Below are 12,531 nucleotides of genomic sequence, written 5' to 3'. Positions count from 1 at the left end.
TTCCCGAATGTAATGAAAGGGTCGTTGCGATTTTCGGGATAAACCATGCGCAACAGCACGTCCTCCTGAATCACGATCTGACTGGCAGTTTTTTATTTTCTGCGTTATTTGATAGCATTTTGCCAGATCTTGCGGGAAGCACTTGACCGTGCGTATCAGTTTCTGAACTTTTTTGAACCTGAGTGCCACCTTGCGCTGACGTGTGGCGACCAACATCTTGGCGGAAGCGATTGGGCGGTACGCGGGCCATGTTCGACAAAACCCGGCGTTATGTTCAGGCCAACCTCCATCGGGCCTCGCTCTCCCCCGAAAGCGTGTTGGAGGCCTTGCAGCTACCCCGCCCTAGGCTCTATCGCCTGTTCGAGCATGAAGGAGGACTCGGCGCCAATATCCGCAATCGCCGGCTGCGCGAGGCCGCCGATGAGCTGGTCAAATACCCCAACCTGCCGGTGCTGGATATCGCTTATGGGCTGGGTTTCAAAAGCGCTTCGGACTTTAGCCGAGCCTTTCGTCGGACCTACGACATGGCACCACAAGATCTGCGGTTCATCGCGTCGCAGCGTCTGCGCAATAGTTCGCGGACCTGATCGAACGTAACCGTTGAAGACTGTCTGGAAACAGCATCAGTGCAAACAGGCTGATACACATGACCGCCAACAGATACCAGGCAGGCGCCATTGGATTGCCGGTCACGCCGATCATCCAGGCCACGATAAAGGGGCAAAAGCCGCCAAAAATCAGTGTCCCCAGGCTGTAGATCGTCGCAATGGCAGTCGCCCGATAATAACGCGCAAAGGCTTCCAACATCATCACCGTGGTGGCGGCGTTGCTACACAGCAACAGCAGCGAATACCCACCGATGACCAGCAATGAGAGTGGCTCGCCAATCCCTGTCGTCAATAGCAGGAAAACCGGGTAAACCAGCACGATGCTGCTGATCATCGTCCAATACTGGATCGGCTTGCGCAGGCGTTGCCTGTCGGCGATGCGGGCCAGCAGTGGCACGCCGATGAAAATCAGAATGCTCGACAGGCAGGCGGACAGCAGGCTGACGGTCGCCGGCATATGCAGCGTGCCAACCAGATAAATGGGCATGTAAAACACCAGTATATAAATGCCCGCTGTCGGTGTTGCCATCAACAGTATGCCTAGCCAGAACGGCCGTGAGTGCTGCGCCAGGAGTGTCCTCATAGCCGGGCGACGGGACTTCTTCATCGCAACGTCAGGCATTTGCCGACGCAGGTACCAGCCGACCGGGCCGATCAGCAGCCCGATAACAAACGGAATGCGCCAGCCCCACTGGAGCAATGCCTCAGGGCTCAGCAGCATCGTGGTAAAGGCACCGACCAGAGCCCCTGCCAGCGCAGCGGCGGCCTGGCTCGCCGCGCGCCAGCTGACCCCGTAACAACGGTTCTTCCGGGCGGTCAGCTCCATCAGCACCACCGAGGAAACGCCAATCTCGCCGCCCACCGCGAACCCCTGCATCAGCCGCGCGACGACGATCAGTAGCGTGGCCCCTGGTCCCATGACGCTATAAGGCGGCGCAAATACCATCAACGCGGTGCCCAGCGTCATCAACGCAATAGAGCAGGTCAGGCCTGCCTTTCGTCCTTTGTGATCGGCCAGATGACCAATGAAAAAAGCGCCGATCGGACGCATCGCGAACCCGGCGCCAAAGGTGAGCAATGACAACAACAGCGATGCAAACGCGCTGCCGGAAGGAAAGAACAACTTGCCGATCGCCACCGCCGAAAAGCTGTAGACCGTGAAGTCATAAGTGGCCAGGCCATTACCGATAGCGGCAGCCAGAACCAGGCGCCTTTTTTTCGCGTGTGCCCGCGCTGACAACTCGAACAGGGACACTGGAGCCGATGGAGAGACGGTGGGGTTCTGCATTCATCCTGCTCTTGGACAACACTGAAAATCAGGACATGCTCCGGTAAACACCTTGATCGGGGGCCACCGGAATCCTGTTGCTGAATCTCAAGCATGATGGCATATAGCCTTATTCGACTATAAGCGATTTACAGCAACAAACCCGATACATACCACTAAAGCGATTCCGCTCGATCAGACAGTGGCGTTTGGGCAAGCGGAATCAGCCCCCTCTCCCATCGCGCGATCACAATCGGGGCCAACGCGTTCCCGAGCACGTTCAGGGTGGTAGTGCCCATATCCATGATTCGGTAGACACCGGCGATGAACGCAATGCCCTCCAGCGGCAGCCCCGCGCTGGCCAGGGTTGCGGAGAGGATCACGAACATGAAACCCGGCACGCCCGCCGCGCCCTTGGAGGTCAGGACCATGGTGATCACCAATACGGCTTGCTGCGACAGACTCAGTTCTATCCCATAGAGCTGGGCGACAAACAGCGTGCCTATGCCAAGGAATAGAGACGCCCCATCGAGATTGAACGAGTAGCCGACCGGGACGACGAAGGAGACCACCTCCCGTGGCACGCCAAACTTCTCCAGTTTGACCATGAGCTGTGGCATCACGGCTGCGGAGCTGGCACTGGAGAACGCCAGGACCAGTTCGTCCTTGATGTGCCGGATCAAGCCGAAAATCGAGATGCCCGCCATCCGCGCAATGCTTCCCAACACCAGCACGGCAAACAGCACCAGCGCGATATAGGTGACCACAATCAACTTTGCCAACGGCAGGAGGGAGGCGAAACCGAAGTTGGCGACGGTCACGGCAATCATGCCAAACACGCCAATGGGGGAATAAGCCATCACCATTGACGTCACCCGGAACATGGCATCGCTCAGGCCTTTGAAAACCGCCAGTACCGGCTCTTTACGCTCATCGGACAGGCCGGAGAGCCCCAGGCCGAACATGACCGCGAAGAACAGCACCGGCAGCAGATTACCCTTGGCCATCGCGTCCACGATGTTATCCGGGACAATGCCCAGCAAAAGGGCCACTGCGCCCTGATGCCCGTTACCGGAAGGCAGGCTGATGTTGGCCACTTTGAGGCTGTGCAGATCCGTGCCCGCTCCCGGTTGCAGCAGATTGCCGATCACCAGCCCGACAATGATCGCGGTGGTGGTCACGGCAAAGAAATACAGCAGGGTTTTTACCCCCATGCGGCCGAGCGCCTTGCGATCACCGTGACCGGCGACGCCCACCACCATGCAACAGAACACGATCGGTATGACGATCATCTTCATCAGCTTGATGAACAGATCTCCAGCGGGTTGCAGCAGGTTTTCCGTGAGCCAGGGGCGCGCTTCGGGCGCATGGTTGAGAACGACGCCGACAACGATGCCGACGACCAGGCCGATCAGGATCTGAACGACCAGAGGAATACGAGGTTTATGCATGTCCGTCTCACAGGTGATGTCAGTGGCAGGATCTTGTTTTCAAAGGGGAGGCAGTGCCCTCCCCCGACAGCTGTCGGCTCGAATCGACCGATCAGCGCAATGCTTCGCAGGCTTTGCGGATACGGGCACAACCTTCCCGGATCAATGTTTCGCCGCTTGCAAATGAGAGACGGACGTAGGGGCTGAGGCCGTATGCGTCGCCGACCACCGTGGCAACGCCGGCGTCTTCAAGCCAGTAGCGAACCACGTCGGCATCCGTCTGCAGCACATAGCCTTGAGGGACTTGGCGACCGAGCAACCCTTGCACATTGGCAAATACGTAGAACGCACCGTCCGGGGTCACGCATGTCAGGCCGGGTGTACCGGACAACAGGTCCAGCATCAGGTCGCGGCGTTTGCGGTAGAGGCTTGCCATGGCGCGAACAGGCGCCTGGTCGCCGACAAAGGCCGCCACGGCAGCGGCCTGGCTGATCGAGCTGGGGCACGTGGTGGTTTGCGAGAGCAGCTTGCCGATGGCCGCGATCAGCCACGCCGGGCCTGCGCCAAAGCCCAATCGCCAGCCGGTCATGGCATAGCCCTTCGAAGCCCCGTTCACGATCAGCGTCCGCTCTTTCAGATCGGGTGCTGCCTTGGGAAAGGAGACATGTCCGCCCTCGGTGTAGACGAAGTGTTCGTAGATCTCATCGGCCATGACCAGCACATGGGGATGACGGCGAAGCACTTGGGCCAGGGCTTGCAACTCTTCCAGGGTGTAGACGGCCCCACTTGGGTTATTCGGGGAATTGAGGACCAGCCATTTCGTGCGCGGGGTAATGGCTGCGTCCAGCTGCGCCGGTGTCAGCTTGAATCCGTTGTTTTCACTGCCGACGATAACAACGGGAGCCCCCTCGTTCAGCTTGGCGATGTCCGGATAAGAGACCCAATAAGGGGTATGAACAATCACCTCGTCATCGGGGTTGAGGGTGGCCGCCAGCGCTTCGAAGATGATCTGTTTGCCACCGGCTGCCGCCACCACCTGATCGAGGCTGTATTCAAGACCGTTGTCACGTTGCAGCTTGGTCACGATCGCCTTGCGTAATGCCGGCGTGCCGAGCGTGTTGGTGTAGTGGGTTTCACCCGCCAGCATCGCCGCTTTGGCGGCCTCCAGGATATGGGCCGGGGTATCGAGGTCGGGTTCACCGATGGTGAAGTTCACGATGTCGCGACCTTGCGCCCTTAACGTTGCGACCAAGGCATTGGCCGCAACGCTGGGCGAAGGGGCAATGCTCAAGACCCGCTGGGAAAGCAGTGCTGTGCTCATGGTTTCCTCACATCAGGCCGGCTTTGACGAGGGCGTTGGTGATCCACGATTGTTCGATCACCTGGGTCGCGATCTCTGCCTTCACACGTTCTTCGTGTGCTTCGTGTTCACGGGCTTTCGCCAACACGCCCTCGGCGTCCTCTTGGGAGAAAGCCACCAACCCATCTTCGTCACCGACAACGATGTCCCCCGGGTTGATGATCATCCCGCCGATGGACACTGGTACGTTGATCTCGCCCGGCCCCGTCTTGTAAGGTCCGCAGTGCACGACGGCCCTGGCGTAGCACGGGGTATTCTCGAAACACGCCACATCACGAATGGCGCCGTCGATGACAAAGCCGACGCAACCCCGTTGCAGGGCATACAACTTGATCAACTCGCCGATCACGGCGTTGTTGGTATCGCCTTGCCCATCCACCACCAGCACGTGGCCGGGCTTCAACATCATCAGCGCTTTGTAGATGTAGAGGTTGTCGCCTGGACGGGTCTTGACCGTCAGCGCGGTACCGACGAGCTTGCCTGTGCGGTTGTAGCGCGTCAGGCCACGGGCACCGATATGGCGCCCCATGTTGTCGCTGATATGAGGTGTCACGACAGAGGCGAATGCTTTGATCAAGGCATCAGAAGCAGGCGCAGGCGATGGTTCGATACGGGTGCCTGGAAGTAACATGATATCTCCCGGTTTTATCAGGTGTGCTTTCACGAAAACCTGATCTTAGGGAGAATCAAAAAATACTTTTAGCGATATTTATCTATGTTTTAGCATCTCTTTTAGTGATCTTATTAAAGCCGTATCGCTGCCCACGCCTCCAGGATGAGCCTTATGCCCTCCCCCTTGCACCGCTGTCTTTCACTCCAGGATTTCGAGCCTCTGGCCCGACGCCTGTTGCCCCGCCCCCTCTTCGCTTATGTATCGGGCGCTGTCGAAGACGAGCTATCGGCCATCGCAAACCGGGCGTCATTCCTGGACTACAGCTTCCTGCCAAACGTGCTGGTGGACGTCGCTCACGTCGATACGTCAGTGAGACTGCTTGGCCAAACCTACTCGTCCCCGATCGGCATTGCGCCCATGGGGATTGCCGCGCTGACCAGCTACCGCGGCGATATCGTGCTCGCCCGCGCGGCGGCTCAGGCGAAGGCACCGTGCATCATGAGTGGCTCTTCATTGATCCACCTGGAAGAGGTGATGGAGCAAGCCCCTGGTACATGGTTTCAGGCCTATCTCCCGGGAGAGGGGAAACAGATCAATGCGCTGATCGATCGGGTCGCCGCTGCCGGTGTTGAAACCCTGGTGCTGACGGTCGATACGCCGGTAGCCGCCAACCGCGAAAACAACGTCAGGGCCGGCTTTTCGACGCCGCTGCGTCCGAGCCTGAGATTGGCCGCTCAAGGGCTTCTGCACCCCAGGTGGTTGCTCGGAACATTTTTGCGGACCTTGATCGTTCACGGGATGCCGCATTTCGAGAACAATTACGCGACTCGCGGCGCGCCTATCCTCTCAAGAAATGTACTGCGGGATTTTTCGGACCGAGGTCATCTCACCTGGGAGCATGTCATCGACATTCGTCGCCGCTGGAAGGGCAAGTTGATCATCAAGGGCATCCTGAACCCACGGGATGCGGTGAAGGCCCAGCACATCGGCGCCGAGGCAGTGATTGTGTCAAATCACGGCGGACGGCAACTGGATGGGAGCGTGGCCCCCCTGAAAATCCTGCCGCGCATCGTGGATGCGGTACCGGATATGACGGTGATGCTCGACAGCGGCGTGCGCCGGGGCACCGATGCCATGAAAGCCATGGCGCTGGGGGCCAAGGCGGTCTTTATCGGGCGGCCGTTCAACTACGCCGCGACCGTGGCCGGCGAAGAAGGCGTGCGGCATGCACTCAAGCTCATCGGCGCAGAACTCAAGCGCGACCTGGGTCTGCTCGGTGTCGCCAGGCCCGAAGACCTGGGTGTCGAGAACCTGTTTTCCTCAATCGAGCCTGAGCAATGATCACGTTCAAGCAACTGGAAGCGATCTACTGGATTGTGGAACTGGGTAGCTTCGAATCCGCAGCCATGAAACTGAACATGTCCCAGTCAGCCGTCTCCAAGCGTATCCAGGAACTGGAAGACGCCTTTGACATGCCCATTTTCGATCGATCCAAACGCAGCGCGCGCCTTACGGAAAAAGGCACGGAGCTGTTCGAGCAGGCCTCGGAGATCTTGCGCCAACGCGATTACCTGCTCGAGCGCATCAGCTCCAAGGAGGTACTGGTCAGGCGCTTTCGCATCGGCGTCACCGAACTGACCGCGATGACTTGGCTACCGGCGCTGATCGAGGGCATACGCAGCGCTTATCCCAAAGTGGTACTCGAACCTTCAATCGAGATCAGCACCGATCTGGTGGCGAAACTGGAGAGCGATCAGCTCGACCTGATCATCGTGCCCGACATTTTTGCCGATGCGCGTTTTGTCAGTACCCCACTGAGCTCAGTAGAGAACGCCTGGATGTGCGCGCCTTCATTGCACCAGGGTAACGGGATAATGAACATGCAGGCCATTTCCTCGTACACCGTACTGACTCAGGGAGGCGGCTCCGGCACCGGGTTGATCTATGAGCGCTGGCTCGCCCAGAACGATGTCCGGGTCAACCGCACGATCAAAAGCAACTACCTGATCGCCCAACTGGGGCTGACGCTCTCCGGCATCGGCATCAGCTACCTGCCTCGCCAGTGCCTCTCGCCGCTGGTGGAACAGGGCCGGTTGCAGATCATCGAAACCGAGCCCGCATTGCCTCCCATCCACTACATCGCCGCACACCGTGCCGATCGACTTCAGGGCCTGAGTGTCGAAGTGGCGCGCCTGGCGGCGCAGTGCTGTGACTTCAGCCGCATGGTGTTGTAGCTCATCACCCCACGATATAGCCCAATCCAAGCCAAGTATTCATTTTAAGTATTACAAATCAATTTTATAGTGCGTTTAAATCTATTCAGTCTTTTTAAACAACTGCCTGAGTAATCGCCTTTGAAAAAAACAGTCCTTCTACCGCTGGGTCTCGCTCTGCTTGCGACCTGTTCCGTAGCACTCGCCGGCTCCACCCTTGATCGAGTGACAAAGAAAGGCGAGCTCGTCGGTGTCTTGATGGAAAGCTACCCGCCCTTCTCCTTTCTCAACGATCAAAACCAACTGGATGGTTTTGACGTCGATGTCGCCAAGGCCGTGGCACAGCGTCTTGGGGTGAAGCTGCATCTGGAAACGCCGTCATGGGATGTGATCGCGGCAGGCCACTGGAGCGGACGCTATGACATATGCGTCTGCTCGATGACCCCGAGCAAGGCGCGCGCTGAAGTGTTTGATTTCCCGGTGGAGTATTACCAGTCGCCAGCGGTCATTGTGGTGAACGCCAAGAACAATGACATCGCCTCGGGCAAGGACCTGTCAGGCAAGAAAGTCGGTGTCATCAGCGCCTCCACTTACGAGGCCTACCTGAACAAGGATCTGGTGATCGAGGGTGCCGAGGACAAACCCCTGAAGTATCCATTCGATCAGGTCCAGGTGGCGCCTTACGACAATGAAACGGTGGCCTTCCAGGACCTCGCCCTGGGAACCGGCGTGCGTCTTGACGCCATGGTCACCAACCTCATCACCGCTCGCGAACGGATTGCCCAGGACCCTCGTTTCAAGATTGCCGGTGACCCCTTGTATGCGGAACCCAACGTCGTGGCCGTCGAAAAAGGCGATGCGCAATGGAATGCCAAGGTCACCCAGGTCATCAGCCAACTCAAGGCAGACGGTACGTTGAGCAAGATTTCACAGAAGTGGATCGGTGCCGATATCAGCCAATGACAGCCTTTGAGCCAAACTCCACCCCCGTGACTTCGACAACCGACAGCAAGCCGCGCCGCTGGCGCCCTCTATTGAGTTTCCGGGCCCGGCTGTATCTGACCTGGGCGGTCATGCTCGGACTGTGCGTCCTGTTCTTCATGAGCTTCGATCTGAAGTTCTCGATCATCCTGGATAAATGGCCGAACCTGGTGGGCCTGCGCCTGGGACCGAACGGCTTTCTGCAGGGCGCCGCACTGACGTTGTTCCTGTGTTTCTGTTCGATCTGGCTGTCGCTGCTGCTTGGCTTCGTGACGGCTTTGGCACGGTTGTCATCCAGCGCGGTAGCCTTCGGTGTCGCCAGCTTCTACGCCTCGTTCTTTCGAGGCACGCCACTGCTGATCCAGATACTGCTGATCTACCTGGGCCTGCCGCAGCTGGGTATGGTGCCCGGGGCGATCAGCGCGGGCATCATTGCGCTTTCGCTGAACTACGGCGCCTACCTCAGCGAGATCTTTCGCGCGGGCATCATGGCCGTGGCACCCGGTCAGCGGGAAGCGGCAGCCGCCCTGGGCCTGCGTCCCACAGCGACCTTTGTGCACATCGTCTTGCCGCAAGCGATGCGCACGATCATTCCGCCAACAACCAGCCAGTTCATTTCCATGCTCAAGGACTCCTCGCTGATCTCGGTCATGGGTGTCTGGGAAGTGATGTTCCTCGCGCAGTCGTATGGCCGCTCCTCCTATCGCTATATCGAAATGCTCACCACCGCCGCCGTCATTTATTGGCTGCTCTCCATCGGCCTGGAGCTGATACAGGTACGCCTTGAGCGGTATTACGGCAAAGGGTTCAAGAACCAGCGGTGAGTCCCCCTTTCAACGACTTTTTCAGGAACGAAGATGTCCGATCCAAAACCTCTATTGTTTGCCCTCTACGAACAAGCCAGTGTCGGCTGCGGCGGTGCGCCGAGCCTCTGGACGCACCCGGCCGACGAACGCCTGGCCATCAACTCCCTGGGCTATTGGACAAACCTGGCGCGCATTGCCGACCAGGCCAACCTCGACATGCTGTTCTTCGGCGATGTGCTGGGTTTCTACGACGTCTTTGGCGGCAATGCCGATGCCGCGATGCAATGGGCCGTGGAGGCGCCGGCCAACGATCCGCTGATGATCATTCCCGCCCTGGCGGCGGTCACCGAGCATCTTGCCTTCGGGGTCACGGTCACCACCAGCTACGAACACCCCTTCACCCATGCCCGCCGTTTCAGCACCCTGGATCACCTGACCAATGGCCGCGTGGGCTGGAACATCGTGACCTCCTATCTGTCCAGCGCCGCCCGTAATTTCGGCCTGGAACAGATGATCAAACACGATGACCGCTATGAACGCGCCGAAGAGTTTCTCGATGTAGCGTACAAACTCTGGGAAGGCAGCTGGGCCGACGACGCCGTGGTGGCCGACAAGGCTCGCCAATTGTATGCCCGGGGTGATCGGGTACGACCGATCAATCACGTGGGCGAGCATTATCGAGTGGCCGGACCGCACCTGACCTCCCCGTCGCCACAGCGCACCCCGCTGCTGATCCAGGCCGGCTGGTCGGGTCGTGGTCGCGAATTCGCAGCCAAGCACGCCGAGCTGATTTTCATCGCAAAATCCAACCCCCACGAGATTCGTCAGGGGCTGGAAGACATCTGGGCCAAGGCCCAGGCACGCGGCCGTCAACGTGAGGATGTGAAATCCCTGACCGTGCTGCGGATTGTCACCGCCAAAACCGAGATTGAAGCCCAGCGCAAATATGACGTGTTGCAAAGCAACTACCATCTTCAGGCGCAACTGGTCAGTTATGCCGGCGACACCGGCATCGATATCAGCCGCTATGCCGACAGTGACGCGCTATCGACTCATACCGAAGGGTTGACGTCCTATGTCATGCACCCCGATGGCAGTGGCAAACCTTTGACGGCAGGCGACGTCAAACAGCGCTTTGCCAAGGTCACCCGTGGCAGCGACCTGATCCTGGTCGGCACCCCGCAACAGGTCGTCGATCGGATCGAGGAACATGCACGTATCTCCGGTACCAGCGGCTACATGATCAATCCGTTGATCAGTCCCGGCTCGCTTGAAGACTTCGTGGAGTTGATCATTCCTGAATTGCAAAAGCGTGGCCTCTACAAGACTCAGCCCCACAGCGGAACCTTCCGGTCCAGGCTGAGGGAAGATGGCAGCAATCATTTACCCGACTCGGCCTACGGAGCATCATTGCGTTTCGGCAGGAAGCGCTAGGGCACAGGAAGGTACGACTCATGGCTCGCGACCCCGGACTCGAAGAACTGATGCGTGACCAACTTTCCATCGTGGAAGGATTGTCGGAAAAAGCCATGTTCGGGGGGCTGGCCTGGTTGATGAACGGCCATTTGTTGTGCGCCGCGCGCGATGACGGCGCGCTGATCCGGCTGGGCAAGGACTACGACCGAGAGGTACTGGCTATCAGCGGCATCACCCCGATGATCTCAAGAGGCCGCATCATGGAAGGCTGGCTACGCATTGAAGCCGAAACCTTCGCTGACGATTTACTGGCACAGAAGCTTTTGGCAGAGGCTGTCGTGTTTGTCCGAGCCCTTCCTCGGAAGAAATAAGCGTCCCGACCCACCACGCAAAGCAAGGACGGCTAAATTCGATCGATGCCCCATGCTCCTGCGCAGCGCGCTTGCGCAGTACCAGGCGCATCGGCATAAGAAGGCAGTAACCGGCCTCCCAAAGTAAGCTATCGCTTGACCTCGATCATGTCGTAACCCTTGAGGCGGTAAAGCAACACCGAAAGCGCCCAACTGACGACAAAGATGCCGATGATGATGTAACCCAGGGTGCCGAAGTGATCGTTGAGATTGCCGATGACATCCCACAGTGGCCCCTTGAGCGCGAGCTGGTCCGAGAGCAGACCCAGAGCCTCGATAGTGCCGATGACCACGGCGACCACCACCGATACCAGGGTAATCGTCATGTTGTAGTAGATCTTGCGAATGGGCTTCATGTAGGCCCAGCCGTAGGCGCCCAGCATCAGATGGCCGTCCAGGGTATCGACCAGCGACATACCTGCACTGAACAGCAGCGGAAACACCATGATCGACCAGGGCGACAACCCCTGGGACGCCTGGGTCGCCGAAATGCCCAGCAGGGCCACTTCGGTGGAGGTGTCAAACCCCAGCCCGAACAGGAAACCCAGGGGGAACATGTGCCAGCTGCGCGTTACCAGGCGGAACAACGGGCGGAAAATCCGAGCCAGGAAACCACGGTTGGCCAACAGCAGGTCGAAGTCGTCATCAACATAGGCACCGCCTTGTCGAACATGGCGCCAGGACTTGTAGATCGAGCGCAGGATCACCAGGTTCATCAGCGCAATAATCAGCAAGAACAGCGCGGACACCGAGGTGCCGATCAATCCGCCCACGGCCTTGAACCCTTCCATGCGGTCCTGCATGGCCGAGGTCGCCAGGGCCACGCCTAGAGACGCCAGCACCACTACGGAAGAGTGCCCAAGGGAAAAGAAAAAACCGACGGAGACCGGGCGTTTCTTTTCCTGCATCAGTTTACGGGTGACGTTGTCGATGGCCGCGATATGGTCGGCGTCCACCGCATGGCGCAATCCAAAGCTATAAGCCAACAGGGCCGTGCCGAGCAGAACGGGGTGGTCATGAAAGGCCAGCAGGGCCCAGACCCAGGCAATCACGTTGATGCCGATCAGCACCCCGTAGATGCCAAAGAGCCGGGCCCGTATCTGGGTATTGGAGTCGCTGAAAACTCGTGCGAGTTGACGGATCATAAAACGGCACCTTATGGGAACACGCGTCCCGACCAGGAAGAGGAATGACGTTGCAAGACGAGGTCTGACTCCCGAACACCCGGGCTGCTACCTGGGTATGCGGATACAGTGGCGCGACCGTGCCGGGCTTGAACCGGCTTCTCGCCTGAAACATAAAGATACAACTACTGAACCAGTCTACACTTCGCAACTATGGGTTTCATGAATAAATAGGCAGCCGTTCTGCCACGCTCATCAGCGCTCGATCATCTCCCGCACAGCTTCTGGAGCCCTTTGCCTTCG

12 protein-coding genes are annotated in these 12,531 nt (G+C 58.6%); 7 read left to right on the top strand and 5 right to left on the bottom strand.

Going from position 1 to position 12,531, the window contains the following annotated elements:
* The first annotated feature begins 248 nt into the window (after positions 1 to 248).
* Positions 249 to 587, top strand: a complete 339-nt coding sequence (locus CWE01_RS04790; protein ID WP_100939387.1) for a helix-turn-helix transcriptional regulator — start codon at positions 249 to 251, stop codon at positions 585 to 587.
* Here the strand turns inward: CWE01_RS04790 and CWE01_RS04785 are convergent.
* From CWE01_RS04785 to CWE01_RS04770, 4 genes are all read right to left on the bottom strand, one after another.
* Positions 547 to 1,896: an MFS transporter gene (locus CWE01_RS04785; protein ID WP_100939386.1), complete on the bottom strand. Its 1,350-nt coding sequence runs from the start codon at positions 1,894 to 1,896 to the stop codon at positions 547 to 549. The genes CWE01_RS04790 and CWE01_RS04785 overlap by 41 nt on opposite strands.
* Positions 1,897 to 2,051: 155 nt before the next feature.
* On the bottom strand, positions 2,052 to 3,326 hold the full coding sequence (locus tag CWE01_RS04780) for a cation:dicarboxylate symporter family transporter (protein ID WP_100939385.1): 1,275 nt from the start codon (positions 3,324 to 3,326) through the stop codon (positions 2,052 to 2,054).
* A gap of 91 nt (positions 3,327 to 3,417) precedes the next feature.
* Complete coding sequence (locus tag CWE01_RS04775; RefSeq protein ID WP_100939384.1) at positions 3,418 to 4,626, bottom strand: pyridoxal phosphate-dependent aminotransferase; 1,209 nt, start codon at positions 4,624 to 4,626, stop codon at positions 3,418 to 3,420.
* Positions 4,627 to 4,633: 7 nt separating this feature from the next.
* Entirely contained in the window at positions 4,634 to 5,296 is a 663-nt protein-coding gene (locus CWE01_RS04770) for an RraA family protein (protein WP_100939383.1), read from the bottom strand.
* Positions 5,297 to 5,449: 153 nt separating this feature from the next.
* Here CWE01_RS04770 and CWE01_RS04765 point away from each other — a divergent pair, with 153 nt between their 5' ends.
* From CWE01_RS04765 to CWE01_RS04740, 6 genes are all read left to right on the top strand, one after another.
* On the top strand, positions 5,450 to 6,619 hold the full coding sequence (locus CWE01_RS04765) for an alpha-hydroxy acid oxidase (RefSeq protein WP_100939382.1): 1,170 nt from the start codon (positions 5,450 to 5,452) through the stop codon (positions 6,617 to 6,619).
* Positions 6,616 to 7,512: a LysR family transcriptional regulator gene (locus CWE01_RS04760; RefSeq protein ID WP_100939381.1), complete on the top strand. Its 897-nt coding sequence runs from the start codon at positions 6,616 to 6,618 to the stop codon at positions 7,510 to 7,512. Before CWE01_RS04765 ends, CWE01_RS04760 begins: the two co-directional genes overlap by 4 nt.
* A gap of 120 nt (positions 7,513 to 7,632) precedes the next feature.
* Positions 7,633 to 8,454, top strand: a complete 822-nt coding sequence (locus CWE01_RS04755) for an ABC transporter substrate-binding protein (RefSeq protein WP_100939380.1) — start codon at positions 7,633 to 7,635, stop codon at positions 8,452 to 8,454.
* Complete coding sequence (locus CWE01_RS04750; RefSeq protein WP_100939379.1) at positions 8,451 to 9,296, top strand: amino acid ABC transporter permease; 846 nt, start codon at positions 8,451 to 8,453, stop codon at positions 9,294 to 9,296. Before CWE01_RS04755 ends, CWE01_RS04750 begins: the two co-directional genes overlap by 4 nt.
* Before the next feature lie 33 nt (positions 9,297 to 9,329).
* Entirely contained in the window at positions 9,330 to 10,712 is a 1,383-nt protein-coding gene (locus tag CWE01_RS04745) for an LLM class flavin-dependent oxidoreductase (protein ID WP_100939378.1), read from the top strand.
* Between the two features lie 20 nt (positions 10,713 to 10,732).
* On the top strand, positions 10,733 to 11,065 hold the full coding sequence (locus tag CWE01_RS04740) for a TfoX/Sxy family protein (protein WP_100939377.1): 333 nt from the start codon (positions 10,733 to 10,735) through the stop codon (positions 11,063 to 11,065).
* 128 nt (positions 11,066 to 11,193) lie between these two features.
* Here CWE01_RS04740 and CWE01_RS04735 read toward each other — a convergent pair whose 3' ends face one another.
* Positions 11,194 to 12,249 (bottom strand): HoxN/HupN/NixA family nickel/cobalt transporter, encoded by a 1,056-nt coding sequence (locus CWE01_RS04735; protein WP_100939376.1) that lies wholly within the window; start codon positions 12,247 to 12,249, stop codon positions 11,194 to 11,196.
* Between the last annotated feature and the right edge of the window lie 282 nt (positions 12,250 to 12,531).

This window comes from Pseudomonas sp. QS1027 (genome assembly GCF_002814235.1).
In the GTDB taxonomy this organism is placed as follows: Bacteria; Pseudomonadota; Gammaproteobacteria; order Pseudomonadales; family Pseudomonadaceae; genus Aquipseudomonas.
Note: the sequence above shows the minus strand (reverse complement) of the source record. Positions and strands in the feature narration are given on the sequence as shown.